Origin of the sequence: Listeria cossartiae subsp. cayugensis (assembly GCF_014229095.1) — a bacterium.
Taxonomy (GTDB): domain Bacteria; phylum Bacillota; class Bacilli; order Lactobacillales; family Listeriaceae; genus Listeria; species Listeria cayugensis.
On sequence record NZ_JAARZC010000001.1, the window covers coordinates 193,720 to 220,443 of the forward strand.

At 34.9% G+C, this 26,724-nt stretch carries 29 protein-coding genes; 19 read left to right on the forward strand and 10 right to left on the reverse strand.

Annotation, left to right across the window (positions count from 1 at the left end):
• Positions 1-3: 3 nt before the first annotated feature.
• The 13 genes from HCB49_RS00920 (at position 4) to HCB49_RS00985 (ending at position 10,027) form a co-directional block, all read left to right on the forward strand.
• Complete coding sequence (locus HCB49_RS00920; protein ID WP_185603834.1) at positions 4-693, forward strand: HEAT repeat domain-containing protein; 690 nt, start codon at positions 4-6, stop codon at positions 691-693.
• A 439-nt stretch (positions 694-1,132) separates the two neighbouring features.
• A complete protein-coding gene (locus HCB49_RS00925; RefSeq protein ID WP_228479612.1) occupies positions 1,133-1,432 on the forward strand; it encodes a hypothetical protein in 300 nt (99 codons plus the stop codon).
• Between the two features lie 1,227 nt (positions 1,433-2,659).
• A complete protein-coding gene (locus tag HCB49_RS00930; RefSeq protein WP_441328097.1) occupies positions 2,660-3,067 on the forward strand; it encodes a YxiG family protein in 408 nt (135 codons plus the stop codon).
• 450 nt (positions 3,068-3,517) lie between these two features.
• Complete coding sequence (locus tag HCB49_RS00935; RefSeq protein WP_311773453.1) at positions 3,518-4,105, forward strand: hypothetical protein; 588 nt, start codon at positions 3,518-3,520, stop codon at positions 4,103-4,105.
• Between the two features lie 457 nt (positions 4,106-4,562).
• Positions 4,563-4,982, forward strand: coding sequence for a hypothetical protein (locus HCB49_RS00940; RefSeq protein WP_260479503.1), 420 nt, complete (start codon positions 4,563-4,565; stop codon positions 4,980-4,982).
• A 67-nt stretch (positions 4,983-5,049) separates the two neighbouring features.
• Positions 5,050-5,433, forward strand: a complete 384-nt coding sequence (locus tag HCB49_RS00945; RefSeq protein WP_185603835.1) for a hypothetical protein — start codon at positions 5,050-5,052, stop codon at positions 5,431-5,433.
• 38 nt (positions 5,434-5,471) lie between these two features.
• Positions 5,472-5,744, forward strand: coding sequence for a hypothetical protein (locus HCB49_RS00950; RefSeq protein ID WP_185503072.1), 273 nt, complete (start codon positions 5,472-5,474; stop codon positions 5,742-5,744).
• 339 nt (positions 5,745-6,083) lie between these two features.
• A complete protein-coding gene (locus tag HCB49_RS14320; protein ID WP_260479504.1) occupies positions 6,084-7,127 on the forward strand; it encodes a hypothetical protein in 1,044 nt (347 codons plus the stop codon).
• A gap of 86 nt (positions 7,128-7,213) precedes the next feature.
• On the forward strand, positions 7,214-7,570 hold the full coding sequence (locus tag HCB49_RS00965) for a hypothetical protein (protein ID WP_185603836.1): 357 nt from the start codon (positions 7,214-7,216) through the stop codon (positions 7,568-7,570).
• A 327-nt stretch (positions 7,571-7,897) separates the two neighbouring features.
• Positions 7,898-8,068: a hypothetical protein gene (locus tag HCB49_RS00970; protein WP_003725223.1), complete on the forward strand. Its 171-nt coding sequence runs from the start codon at positions 7,898-7,900 to the stop codon at positions 8,066-8,068.
• A gap of 63 nt (positions 8,069-8,131) precedes the next feature.
• The gene (locus HCB49_RS00975; protein ID WP_260479505.1) at positions 8,132-8,515 is read left to right on the forward strand and encodes a hypothetical protein; all 384 of its coding nucleotides are present in this window, start codon (positions 8,132-8,134) and stop codon (positions 8,513-8,515) included.
• 227 nt (positions 8,516-8,742) lie between these two features.
• Positions 8,743-9,441, forward strand: coding sequence for a HEAT repeat domain-containing protein (locus tag HCB49_RS00980; protein WP_185603837.1), 699 nt, complete (start codon positions 8,743-8,745; stop codon positions 9,439-9,441).
• A 22-nt stretch (positions 9,442-9,463) separates the two neighbouring features.
• Entirely contained in the window at positions 9,464-10,027 is a 564-nt protein-coding gene (locus tag HCB49_RS00985) for a hypothetical protein (RefSeq protein ID WP_185603838.1), read from the forward strand.
• Positions 10,028-10,596: 569 nt separating this feature from the next.
• On the opposite strand, the gene HCB49_RS00990 is transcribed toward HCB49_RS00985, so the two are convergent.
• A complete protein-coding gene (locus HCB49_RS00990; RefSeq protein WP_514130534.1) occupies positions 10,597-11,064 on the reverse strand; it encodes an Rrf2 family transcriptional regulator in 468 nt (155 codons plus the stop codon).
• 115 nt (positions 11,065-11,179) lie between these two features.
• Here HCB49_RS00990 and HCB49_RS00995 point away from each other — a divergent pair, with 115 nt between their 5' ends.
• Positions 11,180-12,025 carry an SDR family oxidoreductase gene (locus HCB49_RS00995; protein WP_185603840.1) on the forward strand — a complete coding sequence of 282 codons (846 nt, stop codon included), beginning with the start codon at positions 11,180-11,182 and terminating at the stop codon, positions 12,023-12,025.
• Positions 12,026-12,237: 212 nt separating this feature from the next.
• On the opposite strand, the gene HCB49_RS01000 is transcribed toward HCB49_RS00995, so the two are convergent.
• The 3 genes from HCB49_RS01000 to HCB49_RS01010 are packed head-to-tail and all read right to left on the reverse strand — an operon-like array spanning position 12,238 to position 14,350.
• A complete protein-coding gene (locus HCB49_RS01000) occupies positions 12,238-12,447 on the reverse strand; it encodes a hypothetical protein (RefSeq protein WP_185603841.1) in 210 nt (69 codons plus the stop codon).
• A 3-nt stretch (positions 12,448-12,450) separates the two neighbouring features.
• Positions 12,451-12,921: a hypothetical protein gene (locus tag HCB49_RS01005; protein ID WP_185603842.1), complete on the reverse strand. Its 471-nt coding sequence runs from the start codon at positions 12,919-12,921 to the stop codon at positions 12,451-12,453.
• A gap of 19 nt (positions 12,922-12,940) precedes the next feature.
• Positions 12,941-14,350: a T7SS effector LXG polymorphic toxin gene (locus HCB49_RS01010; RefSeq protein ID WP_185603843.1), complete on the reverse strand. Its 1,410-nt coding sequence runs from the start codon at positions 14,348-14,350 to the stop codon at positions 12,941-12,943.
• A gap of 281 nt (positions 14,351-14,631) precedes the next feature.
• Here HCB49_RS01010 and HCB49_RS01015 point away from each other — a divergent pair, with 281 nt between their 5' ends.
• Together HCB49_RS01015 and lntA are read left to right on the forward strand one after the other, a co-directional pair.
• Entirely contained in the window at positions 14,632-15,138 is a 507-nt protein-coding gene (locus HCB49_RS01015; protein WP_312026188.1) for a TM2 domain-containing protein, read from the forward strand.
• Positions 15,139-15,177: 39 nt separating this feature from the next.
• Positions 15,178-15,795: a nuclear targeted protein LntA gene (gene lntA / locus HCB49_RS01020; protein ID WP_185603844.1), complete on the forward strand. Its 618-nt coding sequence runs from the start codon at positions 15,178-15,180 to the stop codon at positions 15,793-15,795.
• A gap of 33 nt (positions 15,796-15,828) precedes the next feature.
• Here the strand turns inward: lntA and HCB49_RS01025 are convergent, their stop codons facing one another.
• Positions 15,829-17,097, reverse strand: a complete 1,269-nt coding sequence (locus HCB49_RS01025; protein WP_185603845.1) for a condensation domain-containing protein — start codon at positions 17,095-17,097, stop codon at positions 15,829-15,831.
• Positions 17,098-17,299: 202 nt separating this feature from the next.
• Positions 17,300-19,336 (reverse strand): penicillin-binding protein PBP4(5), encoded by a 2,037-nt coding sequence (gene pbp4 / locus HCB49_RS01030; RefSeq protein ID WP_185603846.1) that lies wholly within the window; start codon positions 19,334-19,336, stop codon positions 17,300-17,302.
• A gap of 171 nt (positions 19,337-19,507) precedes the next feature.
• Here pbp4 and HCB49_RS01035 point away from each other — a divergent pair, with 171 nt between their 5' ends.
• The 3 genes from HCB49_RS01035 (at position 19,508) to HCB49_RS01045 (ending at position 21,824) form a co-directional block, all read left to right on the forward strand.
• Complete coding sequence (locus HCB49_RS01035; protein ID WP_185603847.1) at positions 19,508-19,819, forward strand: hypothetical protein; 312 nt, start codon at positions 19,508-19,510, stop codon at positions 19,817-19,819.
• Between the two features lie 138 nt (positions 19,820-19,957).
• Positions 19,958-20,887, forward strand: coding sequence for an LCP family protein (locus HCB49_RS01040; RefSeq protein ID WP_008946881.1), 930 nt, complete (start codon positions 19,958-19,960; stop codon positions 20,885-20,887).
• Between the two features lie 211 nt (positions 20,888-21,098).
• Positions 21,099-21,824 carry a DUF2238 domain-containing protein gene (locus tag HCB49_RS01045; protein WP_185603848.1) on the forward strand — a complete coding sequence of 242 codons (726 nt, stop codon included), beginning with the start codon at positions 21,099-21,101 and terminating at the stop codon, positions 21,822-21,824.
• 45 nt (positions 21,825-21,869) lie between these two features.
• Here HCB49_RS01045 and HCB49_RS01050 read toward each other — a convergent pair whose 3' ends face one another.
• The 4 genes from HCB49_RS01050 to HCB49_RS01065 form a co-directional block, all read right to left on the reverse strand.
• A complete protein-coding gene (locus HCB49_RS01050) occupies positions 21,870-22,535 on the reverse strand; it encodes a YoaK family protein (RefSeq protein ID WP_185603849.1) in 666 nt (221 codons plus the stop codon).
• 20 nt (positions 22,536-22,555) lie between these two features.
• The gene (locus HCB49_RS01055) at positions 22,556-23,302 is read right to left on the reverse strand and encodes a DUF4866 family protein (RefSeq protein WP_185603850.1); all 747 of its coding nucleotides are present in this window, start codon (positions 23,300-23,302) and stop codon (positions 22,556-22,558) included.
• A 114-nt stretch (positions 23,303-23,416) separates the two neighbouring features.
• Positions 23,417-25,576 (reverse strand): transglutaminase TgpA family protein, encoded by a 2,160-nt coding sequence (locus HCB49_RS01060; protein ID WP_185603851.1) that lies wholly within the window; start codon positions 25,574-25,576, stop codon positions 23,417-23,419.
• Complete coding sequence (locus tag HCB49_RS01065) at positions 25,573-26,721, reverse strand: DUF58 domain-containing protein (RefSeq protein WP_185603852.1); 1,149 nt, start codon at positions 26,719-26,721, stop codon at positions 25,573-25,575. The genes HCB49_RS01060 and HCB49_RS01065 overlap by 4 nt, the downstream gene beginning before the upstream one ends.
• Positions 26,722-26,724: the final 3 nt, after the last annotated feature.

Below are 26,724 nucleotides of genomic sequence, written 5' to 3' on the forward strand. Positions count from 1 at the left end.
ATTATGGATGCTAAAACATTACTCAAAGCATTAAAAAATACTAAAAATGAGGCTCAAAGGCTAAAGATCATACCCGAACTAGGTAAATACGCAAAAGGAAAAACAGTCGAAAGGGCTTTAGTTGATTTAACGGAATCAAGCAGCGAAAAAATCCGAGCTGCTGCCATAGACGCTTTACTAACCAATCCCCACAAACATATAAAGAAATTAGTAATGAAGCATATGACTGATACCAATAGGGTTAAAACCAAGTGCTTTGAGTATGTTGGCCATCACTGGATGACGCAAGCAGAACCTATTCTTTTAGCACATTTAAATGACGCTGATCGTTGGGTTCGGTATTTTGCAGTTTTAAATCTTGGTGATATGGGGGCTTATGACGTAGTAGAGGATATAGAAAAACATTTAAAAAATGAAACCAGTGACGTGGTGAAATCTGGATGTTACTTCACCTTGGTTTTATTAAGTGAGACGGAAGAAGAAAAGAATTCTTATGAACACAAACTAATTCAGTTACTAAATTCATCTGATGATGTAGCTCGATATGTAACTATTAATAATTTAGCAGATTTAAGAAACTATCTCAAAAGAGAGAAATTAATTAAGGTACTTTCGGCACGCCTAGAAATTGAAACAGATGATGAAAATATAACTACATTAAAAAATGCAATTCAGTCATTGGAATATTGGTAGGGATTAATTGGATAACCAGAAATAGGCATGAACTTACTGGATTTAAAAAATAGCCTTTTTATATGTTTCGGCGGCAGTGTAGAACAAATTAAAAAAATAAACTAAGAATAAGCCCTCCATTTTTTACAGGGAGGGCTTATTATAAAAGAAAGAGATGTAAATAATACATATCAGAAAAATAAACTTTGCGGGAGCATATGATTAAATAGTAAAAGAAATACTTAACTTAAATTCAAAAAAATTAAAAATAAAGTGTATCCGCTATACAACTTACTTTTATCACGTTGATAGTATTGACGTTCTCTAGCAAAAGAACATGGCATGAATCTGTGACGCACCAAAATAAAGTTAACCAAGTTCGGATTATGAAAAAAGGAAAGAAGGTACATTATAAATTTAATAACGGAAAATATTCTCATAAATGGTAGGAGGATGTAATTTGGATAAGAGTAGTATTATGGATGTAATAAAAATAAATCTCAATGAGGCGCTTACTGATGTAATTACAAGTAAAGAACTGGTTGAAAGGTCGGAAAAAATACTATATGTTGATGAGAACCAGCAGTCAATAAACGATGATCTATCATTAGAAGAAAGAGAGTTACTAGAAGATATATCAGCACAATGGGATTTATATCTAGTTAATTCGTATGATATCGATACACTACAGAGTTTGGATTTTGAGAAAGTTAAGTTCCCTGAAGCATATTTAAAGGAGTGGTATAGACAAACAATCTAGCTAGTTTGATCCGAATGGCAATACAATAAAGGTTATATGAAGGATTAGCAATAACTTTGGTGGGTCGATTAGACAGAACTTCCTGGATAAAAAAGAAAATATTCTAGCCATACGTTTCGGAGGCAGTGTAGAACAAAATTTGTTGAACAAATTAAAAAAGTAAGAGATGTAAATAATACATATAAAAAGATTAAACACTGCGGGAGCAGATGCAAGATAGTAAGAATATAATCATAGAAAACGTAAAAAGAAAATAACCAATTTAGGAGATTGAAATGGATTCAATTTTAAAATTAATAATGGATTTGGAATTCATCGGCATAATTATAATGTGTATAGTTATTACAGATTTTAAGAAAGACAACTTCTTTTCGAGGTGTATACAAGTTTTACTATTGTTAAGTTTATTTGTGGTTACGGGAATAACTATCTACTTTTAAGAAGGATGGAGGATAATATGCTACTCGTGATAATAATATATTTTGTTTTTCTACTTATATTAATTATTGGCTATGAAAAGAGAAGTAAGAAAAACAGTAAAACCATTTTTAACAATATAACCATCATTATTTTCCTTCTAGCCCTTCTGGTTTATTGTATAATGCTAGTCCCTCGGTTGGGCATTTAAGGAATGAAAGTCACTATAGAATAATTGACGTTTGAAGTTTAGACTATAGATTATCAGGTTTGAAATCTCAATTTTACTCTCTATTCAAATTTACAGTGGGCTCTGTAAAGTGAAGAGAAAAACATTATGAACATTACAGGAGACCATCATGATTGAATTTATTATCGATGTATCGATAAATTTTATTACATTTGCAATTTGTTTCATTCCGCTTCATCTTTCAGAAAAAAATAAAGGTACCTTGGAGAAAATAGTGCAAGCATACTTTTTGCGGGGATTATGATAGTTGGAACAGGTATTTTCATAAGCAGTAGTGAAACCCTGAAATCATATATTTATGTGATTTTGGTAGTGCAAATAATTATTTTGTGTATCGAGCTTATATTTGTGTTATGGAGTAAAAGTAAAGGAAAGTCTACAATTTTATCTATCCTATCAGCAATATTAGCTATAGTCGCTTTAGGAATATACATTTATTACGTCGTAGCGAGTTTTATTTATTGAAAATTATTTTTCAACAATAGGAAAAATTTGCAGAAAAGAGTAATAATAAATGCGGGAATGGATGGAAAATAATTAGTAAGGAGATAAACATGTCTTTGAAAAAGAAAATGGCTATTTTAAATCAAGCGATAATAAAAGAGTTGTATAAATACCCTGAAAAAAGGCTTCATGAAACGTATATGGATTTGCGTGAGGGAAGCTTGGAATTTATATTTGCTGAAAATACGGAGGACATAGACCCGCTAGTATTAAAAATAGAAGGGGTAACGGCTTATTATTTTCAACGTAATCACGGAGAAAGTAGATTTGATTTAGACACGGATGAAAGTTCGTTGTTACTACTAGAAACGCTTGAAGTAGTGATGCCTCCTTTTAAAATAGGAGAGGATAGAGCGGATTTTATTGCTGAAGGAAATCTGATTCTTGAGTTAGATGAAATAAGCTATGTTATAGAATGTAAAAAAATTAAATTAAACGATGTAGTTTTTAATTTAGATGAATGAATATCAAAAGAGAAGACATCTTTTCAAGGAGAGGAACTATGTCATATTTAAACGGTATAATATCCATTCTGATGCTTTTATTATTAGGTGGGGTATTCATTTCCTATAAAAAAGACAAAGGTAAATTTAGGTCATTCCTGTTCACAGTGATTTCAGTTGAACTACTATTTGTATTTTTTGCGTTGTTCTTTTTCTAAAACAATAAATCAGTTAATGAGGGGGAAACGCGCTGGACACATTAAGAATACTACTATTAATAATATGTTCGATCCTTACAATCATCTTTATCATTAGTTTTAAATTTAAAGAAAAAGCCTTTAAAGCACAATTTATTTTAACGTTGGTAACAGTATTTGTCTGTTTTCCTATCTACGTAATTTTATTTATGGATAGGTCCTATATTCTTTTCCACTCGAGATAATTAGTAAAGCATTGGAGAAAGATAGAGAGGTGTTCAAAATTAAAAATGAGAAAATGAATAATTTAACTAGTTTTGAAGTTGAAAAGAGAATAAAAAAACTCATCCATGCTGAAAAGGCCCTACCAGAACAAATATTTTCCGAGCCAAATAAATACAACTATTACTTTGAAGAACCAGAAGCTATTTCTATAGATGATGCGGATTTTATCAGGATGATGAAACAGCTTGTTGAAAAAACACAAGACGAGAAAGCATATATCAGTGAGATTTTGGAAGAAAAGAAATTTTTGCAGAAGAGGAAAACAATTTTGGAGTTAAGGCGGGAAATAGACTTTTCTCAGAGTGACAGTGATATTATAAATGATTTAGATATTGATAATTTAATGGGGGAAAATGTATTTCTGTATTTTTTTATGTATTTTCCATCTGAACAAATTTTTATTCTAGCCGATGGATACTCAGAAATAGCTATATTGGCGATTGATAAAGGGCTGGATATGGATGTTAGTTGGTATGATATAGAAGCGTTTTGTCCTGTGGAAAGTCCAGGGATGGGAGAAAGATTTAAGAAAAGATTTAAGCGTGGATTAATAAAAAATTATAGAAGTCGTACTTAGGTAATATAACGTAATGTAAAGAACGGGGAGTTTTGGAAAATGAATATTCTAATTGGCGGGATTTGTTTAATAGTAAGCATGTTAATATTCGGTGTATGTTTTCATATTGCTGGAAAAGTTAGCAATAAGGTAAGTGAAACTATTTGGACATATCTTGGCATAATTTTATCTTCTATAGGACTTATTATGTTCTGGATAATAACTTAAAGTTCGCAATATAAAAAGGTTATTCTTGCGGATGAATCTGTGGAGGTAAAAAAGAAGATGCTTATCCAGATGCAAACAAAATATTTTTGTTTAAAGAAAAGCAGGAATTGAATTTTAGAAAAGGGGTAGATTTTTCCAGTGATTAAAGAAAAAGAATACGGAAACTAGAAAAGAGGGAGTCTAAATTATAGAAAACAGCATTTTCACACTAGAAAATCAGGAAGAAATAAAAACTAGTTACAACGATGAAATGTCAGATGATGACCTACGAAATATGATTGCAAATAAAAGCCAACCTATTCATTTACTGTTAGAATTTGGCATTTTTGATAGAGAAGATTTGAACGAGAAGTTTCCAGATAGTGAAATGAAGGAGATTTCTTATGAAGGTAAGAAGCTGTTATTAATTCAGAATATCCAAACAGATAATCTGCAAATCGATGAAGTTCTATTTGTTTTCAGACTTTTAGCCAACTCGAACTTTCTTGTGTATATTATATCTGGGCATAAACTAGACAGAATTTTGCACTACTTACAGAAAGACACTCTTTTTAAAAGAAATAAGATAGTGGGGAAAATGAAGTTAAGTTTAGGCAAGGACGAGTTCTTGGTCATGTCGGATTATGATGGAAGTTCGGTTATAATCATAAGTAAACAACTAGATCATTAAATATAGAAAAAGAAGTTTCGGTTTTTCTAGTGGTAAAACAATATTAGAGGCGGGAAAATAATTGCTTATGAAAAAAATAGATAATGAGTTGTTTTTAAGAAAAGATCAATTAGAAGGAACGATGTATGTAGAATTTAAATATAGTTCCGCCAAAAAAGGTTTTTGGGATGAAGATTCGTATTATGTTAATAGCGATATTTTTGAATATTTACTTGATGATTTTGAAAAGAGTAAAGAGGATTTCAGCATGTTTGGCGAGAATCATTTTAGTTTTGAGGAAGTAGATAATTTAAAAAATAAGCTGAAAGAGCGAGATATGGTGACAATTTCAGATAGTCTGGTAGAAAAAGTTGCGGGCATTCGGTCGTTGTCCATCTTGATTCGTAGTATAGAATCATGGCTAGAAAAAGCACTTGAGCTAGATGTTAGCGTAATTATATTGGGTGTCTAACAACTTACTACAAACCTCAATGAGTTAGGAGAAAGACAATGACGAATAAAGAACACAAATCTTGGAAACATTTCAAATTAGGCGTAATTTTGTTGCTAATAGTTACAGTAATAGCATATTATTTGTTGGAATCATCATGGGCTAAATCCATTATAGAAGTTAGTGTAGGGTTTATTCTAATTGCAAATATTTTTATGTTATCTGATTTAATTGGCAAAATGAAATTAAAGAAAAGAATCCAAGAGTCACTTGAAATCACCTGTGTTATTATGTTTGTAAGTATTTTAATCAGTTCATTTTTTTTATATTGAAGTTGAGGAGAAATTAATTATGCCGGATATATTAATCATACTGTTAATAGTAAATATACTAGTTTTAATCTATTTTCTATTTTTTTCAGATAATATCCCTAAAAAATACAAAAATACATATATAATAACCGTTTTTTTAGTCGTGTTTATAACTTTTGGATTATATGAGTATTATACGATTAAGGAATTGTTTAATTAGGTAATTTGGAATACTTTTCTTGAAAAGTATTTTTAGCAAGATTAGTGAAAGACCAAATAACTATGGGTTAGAAATAGAAGATTTAGTGGATATTGTTAATGATGCTGACTAGAAAATACTGCAGAAAAGGGGATTTTTAATTGGAGAAGGTAGAGCTGAAAAAGAAACCGTATGCAAGCTTTAATGAACAATTTACTGGGATGTTTAGTCTGGAAAATTGGTTACCCCATAACGTATTTAATCGTAAATTCAACAATTTTTACGTATATGATATGGATTATTTTTATGAAGAAATTGGTTGGAAATGGATTTTAGAAAATCTGGCTGATGGTAGTGATAAGCATTTGTTCTTTACTACTGTTCCTGAAAACAATACGGACTATACGGTAGCTGAAATCCCTATTTCGCTTGAGCCAAAGAAAATCATCGAACAGATTGATATACTGGAAAATGAATCTAAGGATGTGAAAAATACGTTCTTTTTAACGTTTGAGGAGGCGTGTTTATTTTCTAACGCAGGTAATTGGGGCTTATATTTTGTTAGAGAATTTAATTTCGTTATTTTAGCCACGGAGGAAACATTTGTAAAATCTGACTCATTCCTAAATTTAGAAAGTATGACAGTTGAACAGTTTACCGAACATTTTCAAGATTGGTCAGCGTGGACTGAAAAAGGTAATCGAAAATATTTAAAAACGTTTAACAAAATATTTTTTTGTAAGCAAAGGGTTAGAAAAATGATCTATTTAAAAGGCATAACAACAGCGGGTGCATACGATAATCGAGAGGAATGTCTGGAAGAAATTCATGAAGATATTCAAAAAATAATGAAGAGGCTTATTCTTCATTATGATATTTATCAATTTCATTTGTCCCATAAATTCGATGATTCAGCTGATAAATCAGTCCTTGTAAAGGAAACTAGATTTAGAAAGACATATGCTAATTTTTATAAGGAAAAGGAAGAGCGATTTGATGAGGGTTCTAACTATGATAAGTATCTTTTAGCAGAAAAAGATAGTGACTTTTCTAAGGATATAGATAAATTAAAACTTAGTGAAATGCCAACGAAAGACAATTTAAGAGCCGAATTGTTAGCATTTTTTCCGTTAATTGTCATTTTATCAGATTCAAGTGAGTTAATGGCGTATTCGGTGGATATGTCTATATTAGAGCTGGTGTAATTAACTGGTATAGATGACTTTTATGCTATATCAGAATCGTATTTATTCATAAGTTGTTTAACAAAAAAAGAGAGTTGAAGTGGAAAATGGATTTTATTTTAAATATTTTAATTAACATTATAGCTTTTATAGGCTTCTTAGTAGGTGGACTTACGATAAAAAAAGAGGAGCGTTTTCTCGGAAAAGTAATCGCAATCTTGTCAATAGTTGGATTGTCTACAGTTGGAACAGGTTTACTTATTTCTGGTGTAGAAGAAGTACACACATATATGTACATTGTATTGCTAATTGAAGTAGGGCTACTTTTAGCGAATATATTCATGAACTATGTAAGTAAGCGAGTAAAATCAGAAGTTTTAATAGGTATATGCGTATTAGTTCTAACGGTAGTTAATTTATTTACATATGTAACTTATGTGGTTTTGACTTTTGTTCAGTATTAAAGCAACTAGAAAACACTAACTTTTAAGAGGACTGGAGTTGAATACTTATTGGCTTTTATCAGAAAAAATAGCTTTTTACTGTTTTTAATATTATTTCTCATGAGTTCCATTTTAATTCATATGTTTTTTTATAATTTTCTCACAGATATTATTGTAACTGTGTTTTTGGGATTAGAAACAATTTTTATTGTCATTATCTCACTAGAAATTATGGGTGTTAAAAAGGTAAGGAAGCGGACAACAAGAATTATAGAAATATATTTTTTAATCTTACTTGGTATAACAGTAATCACGTCATATTTATTTTATTAAGGAGGTCTTTCTATTATGGCTATCTCAATTGCAGCGTTGATTAACCTAGTAATAATTGCAGGATTATATTTAATTAAAAGAAGTAGAATAAGTATGATATTTAAAGGTATATGTGCTGTTGTCCTATGTACTTTTTCAGTTGGAATGTATGCTTATCTCGGGGTTTATGTCGGATTGTTGGGTTAAGGGATTTGTGAAAAAGAGGCGGAATAAACGAAGTCTTAAGCATACACAGAAAAGAGGGCTGTTATGATAAACCTAGAATGGGAAGAGCTAGACCAACTGGAGATAGAGGAAAAGGTTCAAGAGGTATTAGATTATAGCTATAATACCTGGACGTCTGATAAGGAGGATATTCGTTATTTTGTGCGGGCGTTTTATATTAGATGGGATATGTTGGTTGATATGTATGAAGTGGAAGATGATGAGACGGAAGGCGATAAGTTAAAAAACATGTATGATTTTGGCATTAGCGAGCTGGGAAATATTACAGAGGTCAACTGGATAATGGGTTATTGCATGGAAATTAATCCAATCTATTTTGAGGAAGATGATAATTATTTGGAGCTTGAGGAGAAAGGGAAAGAAATGCTTCGTAATGTAGCAATAAATAATCCAGATGACGTCTTTTGACTTCTTTTGGTATACCAGAAAAAGAATCTTTGAAATGGAAAAGAGCAAACAAAGAGCAACTTATTCAGTATGGGGAAGATAATTTTAGCTATGACTCGGAGTTTTCGAGCTATTTTAAATATATTATAAATTGCAGGTCGGATGAAGAGTTGGAAAAAGAAAGTTTTCTGAGGAAGATTTTGCGCAGGTGGAAGCGACAGTGAGAATCCATTTGGAGGTGTGATTATATGCTTGAAGAAATGAAAAAAATTCTTGATGAAATTAAAATTATTACCCAGCAAAAACCGTTTGATTATGAAACGGCAGAGGGTTTGATAGCTGAGTTGAATCTTGAAGAGGCGCCACTAGAATTGGAGAAAATCTTACTAGCTAGTATAAATGATGACGATGAGAATGCTCGAATATTTGCCTATGAGTATTTATATTATTTTGATAGCGAAGCGGTTTTTCAAGCAGCGCTGATAGGGACAACGGATGATAATGATTTAGTTCAAATGTGTGCTATAGAAATTTTAGGAAACTTAGCTAAAATAGAAAGCCTTCCTTATTTAGAGAAAGCTTTGAAAGAAGAAGATCCGAGCGTGCGGTGTTTTGCGGCTGAATCGATTGGCTTTGTGGGGACTGATGAAGCGAAGATACTACTGGAAAAGCAGTTAGATAAAGAAAAGGACTCTTTTGCAAAAGTGGGAATTTATTCTTCATTGTATTTTCTTGGCGAAGAAGCAATGCTTTCTAACATCATTGCTTTGCTAGACGATAGCTATCATTTGACGGTGATAAGGAGCTTGAGTGTTTTAGAAGATTGTATCGACCAAGCTAATAAAGAAATTATACTATTAAGTATTGAAAAACTTTTAAAGCGTGATATTCCCATTTCAGTCAAGGAAAAAGCAGAAATTGTTTTGGAGAAGATTAAAAGAGAATAAAGCTGAGGAGGAGATAGATTTTATGCCCATTTTAACGAGCACTGAGGTTGAAAAAAGAATAAAAAAGCTTATCAATGTAGAAAAATGCTTGCCACAACAAGTATTTCTTAATCCTTCAAAATACAACTTTTATTTTGAAGAACCAGAGGCTATTTATATGGATACGAAAGAATTCATCCATATGATTAAACAAATTGTGGAAATTACACAGGATGAGAAAGCATATATCAGTGAAATTGTAGGTGAAAAGAAATTTTTGCAAAAGAGTATTACTACCTTAAATTTACGAGAAACATTAGATTTTACACAGAGTGAAGCTAATATAGTAGAAAATTTAGATTTTGAAAATATAACAGAGATAACGATATTTTTATATTGCTATATGTATTTTCCTTCTGAGCAATTTTTTCTTTTCGTTAATGAATATTCAGACACAGCTCTTTTAGCGGTTGATAAAAAACTGGATATCGATATTCCTTGGTACGACGTAAAAACATTTTTGACTGTGGAGAATCTGGGGATGAAAGATAGGCTATACAGGAAGTTCAGGAAGCGTTTAGTTAAGAGTTACAGCAAACATGTTTAATCCAAAAGGAGGTTATTCTTACCGTGATATTCTTGAAAATGATAATCTCGCTTGAATTTTTAGCAATAAATACTTTATGCTTTATCATCTTTGATAAATATAAAGGAAAGAAAAATAAGTTACTCAAATGTATGCCTTACATATTTCCGATAGTAGGTGCCATCATTTTGTCTACATTTGTTTTCTTTACAGGATAATTTAGGAGGAAGGCAATGCTTACGTTTTTGTTGAGTGTAATAGCGGTTTACACACTAACGCTCGGAATAATTTTTATTATTTTGCGCTTGAAATTGGTTACTTATAATACCAAAAATATTCTATACTTTATATGCGGTTTATATTTTGTGTGTTTGGTTCTTTTTGTAATTGCGCTAGTGAAAGACTTCTTGTTCGTGGCTTAAAATTAAATAAAAAAGGAGTTTACACAAATGACATACGAAGAGTTTGCAGAATTAGCTCGAAGTTCTTTAAAGAAAGATAATGAGGGCAAGCCGTTAATGCACGGCGAGAAGTTAAAGGAACTGATTCGCTGAAAACGGGTCAGTTCCTTTTTTTATTTGGATTTATTTTTACAAATATTTCTCGACAATTTCCATGTTCTGCGGTCTGTCTTTACTTTCCAATACAGAAATATCGCGAACAATACTATCTAACTTAATTTTTTCCATTTCAAGTTCCATTTTTTGTTGGAGCAAATCGTATTTACTCGTAAGAACTTGTTGGATATTGGCGCCAACAATACAATCTGGATTGGTTTTTGGATCAACATGAATTAAATTCGTATTGCCTTCAATACTTTTGTAGACATCAAGCAAAGAAATTTCTTCTGGCGGCCTAGCAAGAATCGGATTTGCTTTGCCAGTTTGCGTAGTAATTAAATCGGACTTTTTCAAATTGCTCATAATTCTTCTAATATTAGCGGGATTTGTCTTTACACTACCAGCAATAATTTCACTCGATAACAAATTCGTATTTTTAAAAATTTCTATATAAGCCAAAATGTGGATAGCATCGCTAAATTGGATGGAGTATTTCATTTTTTTCAATCCTTTCAAATTTTCTCCTTGACTTATCTTATCATAATGTTTATTATAAAGGTGTAAATTATAAATGTACAGCTTTAATATTAAAAAATTTAAAGGAGTGGTTTAAATGACTTATTTAGTAACAGGCGCAACAGGTGGACTTGGAGGATATGCTTTAAATTATTTGAAAGAGCTAGTTCCTGCATCTGATATTTATGCTTTGGTTCGTAGTGAAGAAAAAGGTGCTGACTTGAAAGCAGCAGGATTTAACATCCGTATTGGTGATTATAGTGATGCGGAATCAATGAAGCAAGCATTCGCAGGCATCGACCGGGTATTATTTGTTTCGGGTGCTCCTGGAAATCGTCAAGTAGAGCACGAAAATGTTGTAAATGCAGCAAAAGCAGCAGGCGTTTCTTACATTGCTTACACAAGTTTTGCAGGCGCAGATAAATCTACAAGCGCTTTAGCAGAAGATCATTTCTTTACTGAAAAAGTAATCGAAAAATCCGGAATCGCGCACACATTCTTGCGCAACAACTGGTACTTCGAAAATGAAATGCCGATGATTGGCGGCGCTTTGAATGCTGGAAAATTTGTTTATGCAGCTGGAAACGGTAAAGTTGGCTGGGCACTCAAACGTGAATATGCAGAAGTAGCCGCAAAAGCTGTTGCTGGTGCGGACTTCCCAGAGATTTTAGAACTATCTGGCCCACTAATGACATACGCGGAACTTACAGAAGCGTTAAAAGAGGCAACTGGAAAAGATTTCGAAGTTATCGCTTCTGATGATAAAGGCTTCGTGGAAAATCTAGTTTCCAGCGGCATGCCACAACCAGTCGCAGAAATGTTTTTATCGTTCCAACATGATATTAAGAACGACCAATTAGATGTTACTTCTGATGATTTTGCAAATGCACTAGGAAAACCATTAACGAATCGCGTAGATGCACTTCGGGAATTGTTGAAATAATATTGAAACAGCCTACCTTGGATGAGGTAGGCTGTTTTTTCTTAGTAAAAAGGACGAATGGATATATTACTAAAACCATCATCAAATCAAAATGAAATAAGCTTTAGGCAATATCACTAAAGAATGTTTGAAAAAAATACCGACCAGATAATTCTGCTCGGTAAAAGTTCCATCTATAGAGTTTCACTACAGGTTTCAAATAATATTTTTAATTAATCATTTTGTTTTATAAAGCTCTGAATACCTTCAAAAATAACATCTTTTAACGCTTCAGGATAATCGGAATATCCTTTGTTTTTCATAATTATATCTAATGCTTGAGCCACTTCACCATCAAGAATTATTGTCACGCCTGGTGTTAGTTCCCCAGTTTTATCATTTTTAAAAGTCTCTTTTATCATAGTTAATCTATCTTTTTTCATGATTCAATCCTTTCTAGTTAAAAAATTTGTGTTGTGTTCTTCCCAATATCTATATTTTTGAGGGATATTTTCAAAGAATCTTTGAAAATATCCATTCCAATTATCTGGAAGATATTCTTCAAAAGATATAGATTCAGGATAATTAGAGTAAAGAATCTGATTGTCAAAATCTATTAATATACTGGGGTTATAATTATATGTAGCTTCTTCTTTATTTTGATTAAGTTCTTTAAAGAAATTTTGCTTTAGAGAGTTTGTTGAGCTTTTAAAGCTTTCTATATTTATTAAAAAAGAGTTGGCTGTATTTTCATTTAAGATGCTCATATTCTTTCGTTCTTTTGGGTACTCTTCAATTGAATATCCAGCTTGATTATAATCTAAATACCATAATTCTGTGTCGGTAATATACCAATTAAAAGAGCCGTTATATTTTACTCCTACAATAATATTTTCTGCATATTCAGGTATCAGCATGATGTTTTCTTCACCACTTTCACTTTAATATTTTTGCGTTTTGAGCATACTCCGCTAACCATTGGGTGATCGGGTCTGGTATCTCGTAAGCAGTACCTTCAAAATTAAATTTTTTAAAAACTCCTTTATCAACAATTTTAGGAGCAGTACCTCCTTGATTTAACGGATTAGTTTTATAACCATTTTGAGAAATTGCATTTTCCTTAATTAAATCATCCAAATATTTAGGGACTTCAAATTCAACTATATAAGAATTTGAACGTTTCTCTTTAAAGTAGTTTGCGTGGTCTTTTCCTGTTGAAACATTTAAATTATGATCAGATTTCCAGTTGTTATTTAGTGACAGTGTACCATCATCATTAACTAAAAGTAAATTTTTGCTGTCTCCACCTTGGACTCTCGAATAAGTTACTGTTTCTTCTGCTACATTAGACCCTTGAGCTTTTCTTAATTTTGCTAGGGCACTCTTCGGTATAGAGATTTTTTTCCCTCTATAACCTTTCGTCGTATAGCCAAAAATGAGTGATGTTAAGATACCAAAACTTTGAGCTTTGCTTATTTCTCGACCTGTAATTGGGTCTTTGTTTTGCTTCAGGGAATCTATTGTGGCTTTTAGTAATTCTGCTTCTTCTGTGGCTTGGTTACTTTCTTTTGGTAATTCACCGTTAATACTCGCTGTATTATAAGCCTCAGTTGCTCTAATATCGACTATGCCGCCTTTGGAAAGTATCCACATACCACTTTGTTTCACTTTGCTATAGCTGGCAAAATCATACACTGTTGTATCAGTCGCCTTAGATTGTTCTAATATTTTTCGCATTCGGCTTACAGCAGCAAAATTCAGTTTACTTAAATCATAGCTACCTGTTTGGCTGTTAAACTGGATATTTGATTGAAGTTCACGAACTGTCTGCTGAATACCTTGTATTAAATCTGTCAAATGGTCAAAGAAACTACTATGGCTTTGTTCAAATGCCAAATACTTTTCTAAGATGTTTTCTTGCTTATAAGCCATTGCTAATTGGGAACGATAAGTTTGCATTTGGCCTTCTGTATTACTGTTCATTCGTTGATATAATGCTTCTTTTTTACTTTCAATTCTATCAATCATTTGACCAAGTTCATATAAACCAGCTGCATCAATTTTGGCATTGGGCGAGCTGTCTACTTGATTGGCAAAATCTTGGATAAATTGCTTCAAGCGATCTTCACTCTCATTCATTGCTTCAATTATCGCTTCGCAAAGAGGAAGGTATGTCATTTGGTAATAATTTTTCGAAGCATCCACGGCTGTTCCCTTTAAGCTAGTATCTTCTGTGTAGCTTATCACGGTGGATTTGATGTCTCGGATAATCTTCCTTCCCGTTTGGTTAGCAGCATGTAGTTGAAACGCGAACTCTTGTATTTCTCCGATGTCGATTCGACTCACTGTAACACTCCCTTTTGTAGGTCTTGTTGCTTGCTAGATGGTAAATGCATTTTCATCTATAATATACCGTAAATAATACTAAAACTCAATAATAATCTGAAAATTTAAATAGAAAATTCTTCCTTTTCTCGGTACTATTTATAAGACATTTTAACTATTAATTAAAAAGAGGACTATAATTCTATATGCTCTTTGGTTCCTAACTAAAAAAACTTATGTGAATCATTGGGCTATTTTTGCGGGGAGTAAGAATGTTTTTATCTTGGAAAAGGAGTGGTTTTGTGAGTAAGAAAGTTGTTGGTTTGGGTGATGTGTATGATTTGGGATTTCAGCCTTTGAATGATAAGGAACGATGGAAAATGGAAGAGCGTTTCAAATTGGATATTGATATGGAAGTTAGTGATGATGGGAAAGTTGTCGTTATTTCTGATACGGGGTTTAGGTACGTTAAGTTAAAACCAATAGAAAAAAATGGGCTTACTTATGAAGAGCAAGAATATGTGAAAGAAACGCTTCATACAGCAGATTTGAAAAGTAAATCTACGGCTGTTTTGTTGTCGCTGTTTTTTGGTGGACTTGGAATTGGGCATTTTTATACAGGAAATTGGGTTTATGGACTTATTATTTTGATTGGAAGTGTGAGTTTATTCTTTTTATTAGGTTTTTTATGGATACCGATTCTCTTAGTTTTAACTTTTATTGACTGTTTCGTCGTTGCTTCGGAAGTTACTGCGGCGAATGAGAAAATCAAACGACAACTTATTAGCCAGATTAATTGCAGAAATTAACTAACAGAGCATGAGTTAAACGGGAAAGAAGGAAAACAAGTGAAAAAATTAGTGGATTGGTTCAAAGGATTATCAAAAACGTGGAAAATAGTAGTGATTATCGGTGCGGTGATTGTCGTCGTATTAGCGGTAACTACTAGTGACGATGAGGGCGAGCAAGCAAGTGAGAAAGTAAATAACTCAAAAACAACAAAAAAGGCGAGCAAGCCTAAGCTTTCAACCAAAGATTTAGCTTTGATTAAAGATGACTTAGTAGAATTTGAAGCTCGGGAACTTTCTTCGGAAAACATTTTAAAAGATACGATTAAAGGAGAAATTTGGTCGGACTTGGACTTTGCGAATGATAATATTAATCAAATGATTGGCACGATGAAAAGGTACCAACAAGAAATTTTAAATATAGACGCGCTTAAAAGAAGTTCGGAAGCCTCGGCAGATACACAGACATTTAAAAAAGTTTTTACAGAGTGGAGCGACTTCAAAATACAGCGAATACAAGTGACGATAGATTTGCTAAATGGGAAAAAAGATAGTGAAGCTGCATTTAAAAAAAGATATCATAATCAAATCATTTTTAAAAAGGTGCGCACGGATAAATTACAAACAGCCTTAAACAACTTGAAAGTAGGTTACCAATTATTGGATAGTCAAAAATAAGAAAAAGCCATCCTACAGGGGATGGCTTTTTGTTTATTTAGAAGGGAAATTAGCAATCATTTTCTCCAAAAATGCTCTCTGCCAAGCATGATCTTGCGCCGTACCGTGCAGATTAGTGCTAAGTGTCAGTTCTCCCCGGAAAGTAGTAGCCGCGACTTGGAAAAATGGTGCATATTTTAAAGAGCCACAAATGAAACAATCCGTCAAAGTGCTTTCTTCAAAAACAAGTTTTTCTTCGTCAATAATGCCGATATTTGTAAAACTGGTTTTCGGAATAGAATACATTTTTTCAGAAGCTTTTTTGGCAACAGAATAGCTTTTTTTCTTGAAAATAAATTCTAATAAGTAATAAATTCGCAAGGGAGCTAGACTGTTTTTTTGTGGATTGAGCGATTTTTTGACGGCTTGAAGAGTACTTTCAAATGAGGTTAGCTCGTCATTTGCGTTAATTTGGCAAGTAATATTGGCGGTTAGGTTAGTGATTCCTTGGCTTGCTTTATTTGGTAAATATTTGCGGAGATCCACCGGACAATCAATCGACATTTCATTTTGCTGCATTATTTGCTGAATAGTTCGCACCATAGCAGCGAAAAAAACATCATTAACGGTCGATTCGTGCGCTTTTGCATATTGCATGATAAACGAAAAATCTGTTTCTGGCAGTTTAGTACAAATGATTTCCGGATTTTTCGGGTCACCTTTCAGCGGAAAAGGTGGATTATGGACGGCGTTTTGCTTCGTTTTTTCAGTGAAAATCGACTTTATTTCTGTGCGCGAAAATTGCTCGAAAACTTGATTCAAACTCCGCGAACCTAAGCTTAGTTTCGCCTGATAATCCGGATTTTCCAATAGTTCTGAATAAATTTCACTCAGCAAATAAAGATATTCCTTGAAACCAGCGCCATCCGCTAACATGTGGTTCATAATAATAACCAGCTGATCTGCGGTTTCCGTCCGAACAATAGTCAAACAAATTTGCGGACCATTTTCCGTAGATAACTTCCTAACAAGCGCACGGTTCACTTCGGTTTCGGGCGTTTGCGTTTCCACTAAGAAAACCAAATCCTCCGCAGAAAAAACACTTTCTTGCCAAAAAGCGCCTTTTTTCGTTTCTTTAAAATGACAAAGTAATAGCGGAAGTTTTTGAGTAGACTGCATAACTGCTTTTTTTAGAACGTCTATATTTAAATGATTATCAAATGTAAGTACCGTATGCAAATGATGGTCATTTTTCATTTTTTCTCCAGAAATATAATGTTTAACATCAGAAGGTTCAGCGGGATAAGTAGTAATTTTTACCATGGGACTTCCTTCTTTCTTTGGTTTAAATAGTTGTTAATAGTTTCCCTGAAAGCGGAATTGCGAAACTAATTCGCTTTTACCAGCGCATTACCTAAAAGCGAAAAAACTAATTTAGTATAATTTGGGATGAATTTGCTGATTTATTCCTTGAAAACTAAGTAAAAAAGAACAACCCGGTTCATGAACTGGGTTGCTCTTTTTTTTATTTATACATACTTTCAATAACTGGTTTTAACTTATCGATAACAAGTCCGCTACCACCACGACCTTTGACGTTTTCGATCATTCCGACCATGAGGTAATTTGGATTGTCAGCATCGAAGGCGTAAACAAAGCCGTTTTCAAGGCCATCTTCGCCTTGCTTTTCTTTTAACTCGGCTGTGCCTGTTTTAGCTGCGATATTGTGACCCTGGATTTGTAGGGCATGTGCTGTGCCGGCTGGATTGGAAACTGTTTTGACTAGAGCCGCTTTGACCTGGTTGGCAGATGCGGCTTCGGTTGCTTGGCTAGACTCGCCAGCTTTTTCTTTTGTATCTAGTTTTGGATAAGGCATTTTTCCATCGTTGGCAATGGCAGAATAGGCGATTGCTTGTTGGATTGGCGACATTAGAAGCTGACCTTGGCCATATGCTGTATCAGCTAATAAAATTTCGGAATTCAGTCCATCATTCGAAATTTGCGCGGGTTTCATCGTGAATGGCAGGTTGTATTCCTTATCAAAATCGAATTTCTCCAAGCCAGCAGTTAGTTTATCTTTGCCGATTTCGAGTCCTTCCTGTGCAAAATAAATGTTATCCGAGTGCACGAGTGCGTCCGTCATATTTACTTTTGGAACATCATGGACACGAGTGACAAAATAATTACCCCAAGAAGCGTCTTTTTGCCATTTTAAGCCAGAAATTTCACGGACTTTATCAGGTTTTGTTACTCCTGTATCAAGCCCAATCGTTGCAGTAATCGTTTTAAAAGTAGAGCCTGGTGCGTAACGATTTGCGTATCTTGCTAAGAAAGGAAGGCGTTTATCATCATTGTATTTCGCGTAATCTTCGGAAGTAATCCCGAGCACCATTTGATTAGCGTCATAAGAAGGCGTGCTCACTAATGCCAGCAGTTCGCCATTGGTCGGATTAATCATTGTCACCGCGCCAGTTTCAGAGCCAAGACTATCAAAAGCTTTCTTCTGAATCGAGGCATCGATCGTCAGTTTAATTTCTTCGCCGTCTTTTTTATCTATTTTTTGTAAAGTATCTTCTTGTTTCGTTTGATCGTTGATGATTTTGATTGCGCCACCGTTTTTGCCACGCAGTTGTTTATCGTAGTAGCGTTCTAAACCACTTTTACCAATCACATCACCGACACTTAGTTTAGGATTTTTCTCAATATCTTCGGCGCTAACTTCGCCAACATAACCAATTAAATGCGACGTTGCTTCATTTAATGGATACGTCCGCATTTCTTTTTGCGCGTAAGTAAGGCCAGTTGATTCGGGCAAATTCTCTTTCTTTAAAGTAACTAAAGGAACAAAACTGTCCGCTTGAATCCATTTTTGCTCGAGTTGTTTGTTAATGTAATCTGCAGAAATATCCAATTTTTTACTAATATCAGTAATGTTTTTCACTTTTTCATCGCCTTCACCTAGCTTCGAAGGAACAATACCAGCTTCGGCAAATTGACCAGTTGTTGCGAGCGGATTTCCGTTTCTATCAACGATTTGACCACGTTCTGCGTCATCTTCCGTGATGCGAACTTTATCCGTTTTCACCATTCCCGGGAATATAAGCGCTGGTTTCCAGTCAATTTTCCAGTCATCGTCTTGTTTAGAAATCGTTGTTTTATATTTTTGCGTAGCGAGTTTTCCAAGGCTAGTGCGCATTTCTAGTTCGTAAGTTAGATTGAATTTATTCGCTGAGTCATCATAGACAGACTTGAGGTTTTTGACTTTAATATCTTTTGCGCCAATGCCATCATAAACAGCTTGATATTTGGCTTCCATTTCTTTCGTTGTAAACTCGACTTTTTTCAGAGATTCTTTTGAAACACTATTTCCAAGCTTGTCGTACTTTTCTTTAGCGATATTTGATGTAAAAGTTTCTGCGGCTGCTAAAGCATTTTTTTCATCTTTGTGTTGATTTTGTATGAAAAAATAAATGGCAATACCTGCGAGGATGACAACAGCAGCAATACTTCCAATAATAATTGCCTTCTTGTTAGTCCTCTTTTTCCCACCATAACTAGCCATAATACACCCCTTAATTTCATGTTTTATTCAATTAATTATACCAAACACTTCCGAAAAAGTTGAAAAAATTAAAGAAAACTTTAGCTTTGCCCGACATAATTTTTTCTAATTCATGTCATAATTTGTTCTTATTTGCTTGGTAAAGTAGTGATAACGAAAGGATGATGTTGGATGGAAGAGATGGAACAGCCAGAAAAGAAACTCATTATTCGTGGGAAAGGTATCCACAATAAATGGAAGTGGAGCACGATTATTGTTAGTATTCTTTCTGTCATTATTATTAGCGTTTTAAGTTATCAACTGTATTCAGTTAGTCAAAATATCCCGGAAAATAATACGGGAACGATGCAAGGCCCTGGTGGAAGTGGAGGACCGAGTGGAACACCGCCGTCCGGTCAACCAGGTCAAGCGCCAGAAAGCTCAGATGATAGTTCTGATTCTGGAACAAGCGACAGTAGTACAAGTAGCGACGGGACCCTTTAATAGCTATAAAAGCCCTCTAAAACCTAGATTTTTAGAGGGCTTTTCCCAATCTTTAAAAAATCTTATGGAATTATCGCTCTCTTTTTTTGTCATTTTATTGTAATATGGAGGTAAGTTACAATAAATGAGGTGTGTAAAATGGCAAGACATGCACGAAAAAGAAAAGCGCGTAAAGGGAGAATTTTTGTTACTATTCTTGTGGCCCTATTAATTTTAGTTGGTGTAGTTGCAGTTATCGGTTATTTCCAATATCAATCTAGCTTAAAAGAAGCGCAAACAGAAAGTAAATTAAAAGATTACGAATTTAATGGTGTCAAAGCAGTTGGCGATGAGATTAATGTGTTGCTTATCGGTAGTGATTCACGCGGAGAAGATCAAGGTCGTTCAGACAGCTTAATGATTGCTCATTATAATACGAAAACCAATACGCCAAAACTCGTGTCCATCATGCGTGATACATATGTGGACATCCCGGGACATGGCAAAAACAAAATCAATGCAGCATATTCCTACGGCGGGCCAGAACTTGTACGCCAAACGATTAAAGAAAACTTTGGTGTAGACGTGCAATATTACGTAGTAGCCAATTTCGAAGGCTTCCCTAAAATCGTTGATACGCTAGCACCAGAAGGAATCAAAATTAACGCAGAGAAAGATATGTCAAAAAATATCGATGCAAATATTAAAAAAGGTGAGCAAGTAATGGATGGTAAAACACTTTTACAATATGCTCGCTTCCGTAAAGACGCAGAAGGGGACTTCGGTCGAATTCGCCGTCAACAACAAGTGTTAGAAGCCTTGAAAGAACAAGCGATTGACGTTGGCGATGTAGCAAAAATTCCAGATGTCATCGGAAAACTACAAGGTTATTCTTCCACTAATATCCCGACAGGCACACTGATGTCCATTGGCGCAGATTTCCTACTAGGGAAAACAGAAACAATGGAAAAATTCGCCATCCCAGTTGAAGGAAAATGGCACAATGAAAGAATCGACGGCGCAGGAGCAGTGCTTCGTTTAGACGATGTAGCCGCAAATGCGAAAGCTTTACAAGACTTTTTGAAATAACAAAACACACGGAAGTCCTCGTTACTGGATTTCCGTGTTTTTATTGTCATTGTTAAGCCAGTTATCAAATCAATATGTACTAATATAGAAAATATTGCTAATTTCAGACAGAATATTGTCACAAAATATTGACAAATCTTGTTTTAAATTTCTTTTTTCGCTTCACATAGCTTATAATAAATACATATTTTAAAAAGGGGTGAGACGCTTCATGAAGGACAAAACAAAGAAAAGAAAATGGAACTGGGCGCAGATTCTTGCAATTTTTGTATTAGTAACGCTCGTAGTTTCGATGGTTTATGCAACGGTTAATTTAATTACAGCGCCATCTGGCAATGTTCCAGAAGGACAACAAACAAAGGGCGACTACTCACTGATGCTTATGCAATGTGTACTTGGTGTGGTAGTGCTATTTTTACCATCGATCATTAGTAAAAAAATGAAATTCGTCATTCCGAACGCGATGTATATTGTTTTTATCGTTTTCTTATATTGTGCGATTTATCTTGGCGAAGTACGTAGTTTCTATTATTTAATTCCTAACTGGGATACGATTTTACATACGTTTAGTGGCGCGATGCTTGGGGGGCTTGGCTTCTCGATTGTAAGCTTACTGAATAATGATGAACGGGTTACACTTTCGATGAGCCCGGTTTTCGTAGCGTTATTTGCTTGTAGTTTTGCCGTATTCTTAGGCGTTTTCTGGGAGTTCTATGAATTTGCAGCCGATAGCTTTGGAATGAATATGCAAAAAACAATGCTGGAAGATGGCACAATGCTTCAAGGCCACGCGGCGGTTGCTGACACAATGGGCGATCTGTTCGTTGATTTCCTCGGCGCATTCGTCATCTCCATCGTTGGTTACTTCTCCATTCGTAAAAATAAAAAATGGATGAAAAACTTCGAATTTAAAAAAATAGACGAAGAAGCAAAATAAAAAAGACTGCCAACAAAGTGAGAAATCATTTTGCTGGCAGTTTTTTTAAATAATTTTTCTTTCTCTATCAATAAACATCATTAAAAAGGCGATAAATTGTAAAAATGCACAAATGAGAATGGCGTATTGAGCGAATAACTGAATAAAGAAATTACCAACAACTGCACCAATAATAAAACTAAGAATAACAGAAAAATACAAGAAGCTATTATGCAGGTATTGTTTTTCTTTGTACTCAAAATAATCACATAAATTTTGCGTAGCACTCCGTAAATTCCCGATACACATCGTCGTCGCAATCCCTCTACCATGCATTTTTCGGAAACTTTCCACTTGAATCCCACAGACAAAAGAGATTAGCGAATTGGCAATAAGATTTTTATCAAGCGGAATAAATGCAACCCCAATCAAAATCACCACTTCTATCAAAACAGAAAGCTGTCGCCAGTGAAGTCGCCGAATAGCGCGCCGGTGAATCAGTTCAGACAGCGCAATCCCGACCGTAAAAGAAACAACCGGCCAAAAATATTGCACAGCCGTGGCCCAGTTTCCTTCCGAAATATTAATTCCAAATAAAAGTATATTCCCAGTCTGCGCATTAGCGAATACTTGTCCTCTTTCAATATAAGAATATGCATCCATAAATCCACCAGCTATAGCAAGTAAAAGCCCCAAACCGATTGATTCTGAAATTTGTCTAGATCTTGCCATGATTTTTCATCCTTTTTTTCTTATTTATTAAGCATCTGTTCGTGCAATGTACTAATTAATGTATTGATCTGCTCGATATTCTGTAACATTTTTTTCTCGAAATGATGGATAGGAAGAAAGACGCCTAATTCATCTGTGTTTTCAGTGGTTTCTTGCCCGTAAAAAATTCTGCTCGATGGAATAATTTCTTGTATTTGTAAAAAAGTTTTCCAAATAACCGCATAAGCTTGCGATTCAGTCAATCCTAATTTTAAAGTATTAGGAAGGGAGTAGAGTACGAGAATGCCTCTTTTTTTATTAATTTTTTTAGTGGATACCGTAAAATCTGACTCATAGGAATGCACTGTGTCCTCGTCATCAACTAGATAAATCGCGGTTTCGGAGTTAGCAAGATCAGTCTGAAATATTTCTTGAAACTTTTCTTGTTCCCGATGCGGAATTTCTGCAATAAAATGACCTTGTGCGTCGGTTAAGAAGAAGGGGTTCGTCGCTGTTAATTTTTTTGGAATGAGAAAAGCTTGCCGAAGAAGCTCAAATAAAGTTCTGCCGCATACACCTAACAATAACGCACTGACATCACTTTGCTGATAGGAGGATAAAATGATTTTAGCGAAAAGTGTGTCGTCTTTCTCGAAACCACGCGTTTCTTGATAGTTCTCTAAATTATCCAGAAATACATCTTTGAACCGCCTGCAAGCTGTTGGATTAGCTAAAATCTGCTCGAAAAGGGTAGCTACATTTTGCTCTTTTGGAAAAATCGTCGTCATTTTCAGGTCTCCTTTATTTTTCATGTTAATATTATCTCATATTTATCGATAAAAGATAAAAATATTACATAATAAAAAGCGCCCATCGATATTTTCGCGGGCGCTTTTCTCTGTTTACTTATTTAATTTAGCAATAATTTGCTGAACAAGCTCCATCTCATCCGAACTCAGCTCTTTTTCATCCAAACCATTACTATAAACCTGAGCTTCATAAATTTTAGTCAATCGCGAGAAATCAGCAGTTTTTAAATCCATATCAACTCTCACTGCAAAATGACGTAACGTTTCACTTGATTCGCGTACATAACCATAAGAAGCAAGTGACTTCAATAGTTTATGATACGTTTTGCCAAATGCGGGTTTGTTTTTCAGGGAACGAAGCAATAAATAACTACGAATTCTGCGTCTGAATAATACGGCCAACACAAGTAATGCTGTAACTAATCCAGCGGAAATCCACCAAAACCAAGCAGGAATTTCGAAATTAGAGGCCGCTGTTTCTGTTTTAGGTTCTTCTTTTTTCGTTGCTTCACCAGTGGAACTGCTGCCGTTATCTTGTTCTGGTGTTTTTTCTGGGTTGTTTGGTGTTTCTGGCGTGCTCGTGCTATCGTTCGGTGTTTCTGGTTTATTAGCGGTTTCGGTTGTTGGTTCTTGGAAGTCTTCTGGGTTGGAGAACGTTGCTGTTGGCTCAAATGGAACCCAACCAGTACCTGGGAAAAATACTTCCGGCCAAGAATGCGCATTATTATTTGTTATCGTGTACGTGGATTTCGCATCATTTTCTTTTTTCTCGCCCTCGCCGGGTGTGTAACCCTTGGCCCATCTTGCTGGAATCCCAAGCGAACGAAGCATGACTACCATTGAAGTAGAAAAATTATCACAATAACCAATCCGCGTTTCAAATAAAAATTGGTCGACATAATCGGCTCCCCTAGGCGTTTCTTTCGCATCATCTGTGCTATAAGTAAACGTGCCCGAAGAGCTTAGATAGCTTTCGATAGCCTTTGTTTTATCATAAATGGAATCAGCGTCTTTGGTTACTTTATTAGCCAGTTTTGCAACCCGATCCGGTAACTCACTTGGCGTTTGTGTATATTTTGAAACAAAGGCACTAGATAATGTACTAAAATCAGCGCTCTGCATCTTTTCAATATTGTAAACAGGTGTTTTTAATTGGACCGTGTAATTTTTAATGGTATCCACAGGTCCAACTCTTTCTATCGTTAAATTGGCACTAAACGAATCGACAGCGCCATTCACCGTTTGTGTGCCATAGGGGTAAGGCATGTAGTCGCTAGAAGAAGCAAAACTAATTTCAGCCGTGTTTGTAGGACCAGTTGTTTGTTCTGTAAGTTGAATCGGGAACGTATCACCAGAAGAAAAAGATACCACATCGCCTGTGTTTGCATTTGCCCAGCCGGTACCGGTGTAGTTAGTTTTCGACTCTACACGCCAATAGTGGCCTTTATCCGTACGTGCGGTAAATACAGTGCCGTTATCCTTTTTGAGTGCACCACCAAGCGTTGTGTCGTCTTCACTATAGCCAACCGTGCGCGAAGTATTAATCCCAAGCGCATTTTTAATCGTCGGTACAGGATCTGGGAAAATGGGCGCCTTTTTCGGAAGCATTAACGAACTAAAAACAAATACCGCCAGTAACATAATCACAAAAACATGATATAAAATCCCATTTCTTTTCAAGGAATCCACACTTATTCGATTAGGAGCTGCAATTCGGCTAGCCAGCGCAAGATGGAGTAGTAAAAACCCTTCCAATACAGTCCGAACAATCGCCCAATTACTATTATAATCTGTAAAAGTATTAATGACTGCTAAATAGGCAACCGTTAAAACTAATACACTCATAATCCGTTGTTTGCGTAAAATACTATACGTAGTAATATAACTCAAAAGCCATAACGCAATTAAAAAGACAATTAAAATAAAGTCCATAGAAATATCAGACGAACGAAACTGCACCATATCTTTAAAACCATTAAAGGTAATTTGGAAAAACGAGCTAAACCAATTCGCGGACAAAATACCATCTTTAGCGTAATAAATTCCGGAAACGATGAAAATCATGACGACATGGAGAGGAATAGTCCAGTAATATTTTAAACGGAGGAAAAAACTGCCGAGTGAAAGGCTTATAAATAAAATAATCCAATTGGCTGTTGAGAGCTCTGTTAGCTCGGCAAAAGGATAAATCCACTCGGAAATAAGTAAAACCGATAAAATAAACAGCATTATGAGCGATAAGTATCTTTTCATTTAGTTTCACGCTCCCGTCTGCTTAGAAGACTCGCTGGCTCAAGGAAAATCGCCGGAGCATCCATCGCTTTGGAATGCTCTGATTGAAATGTAATAATTTGAAGCTGCTTATTATCCGTTAAACGGGTCACTTTTTGCATTAACATCGTATCCATACACGGTGTAAATAAAAGGATTTTCTCACCAGAATGCAAATTATTATTAAGCGATTCTTGTAGAATTAAACTATCTGCTGATGCAATTTCAGCAAAAGCGGTTGAGATTTCTTGAAGTCTATTCGCACCTTTCGCTGGAGCAAATGTACTCGTTTGATCGCCAAGCAAGGTAACACGAATTTCTCCATTATCCTCGGAGATTTTACGGATGAATGAGTAGGCGGCCCGAAGTGATAATTCAAAATTAGGATGACTCGCGCCGTAAAAAATGACAGATAACCGTGATGTTGCACTATTTTCAAATTCCCGGGTCATCAACTGGTCGCTTTTAGCAGAAGATTTCCAGTCAATCAGGGAAATTCGGTCGCCAGAAGAAAATTCGCGCAAACTGTGCAGATTGCTGTTTTTCTTGAGCGTCCAATAAGCTGCATTGCGTTCGTTTTCCGGAGAAACTTCACTGATTTTTTCTAATACATCAGGAAAATAGGTGGGATAAATAGTGAGCGTTTTTTCGGTCGACAATTGGCGCGAACGTTCCAGTAAACCGAATGCATCACTCGTTTCCACATCTAGTGGCGGGAATGAATGAATCCCACGAACACCGGCAAATCCAGCAAGCGTCACGGTGAAATTCTTTTTGAAAAGCGGATAGACCACTTGTTGGCGTGCGCTCACTTTACCGAAACTAGCCGGGATTTTTTGTTGGAATAGCAAATAACCCACTGGATAACGCGATTTTCGAGAGAACGATACTTGCATATCGACTAAATCACCATCATGGTAGGTCGTTTTAATAAAATTTCGATTTACGTTCCACGCTTTGAGCGGATAAATCGAGGACAAAAATAATAGTAACAAGATAAAACTAAAGAAATAAGTTAAAAACCAGCTAGCTGTATCACCTTGAAATAGCGTATAAGCCCAAAGTCCAGCGTAAATAATTAGCATAATAATCCACCGAGATGCTAACAGGAGGCGTTTTTTCAACATTGA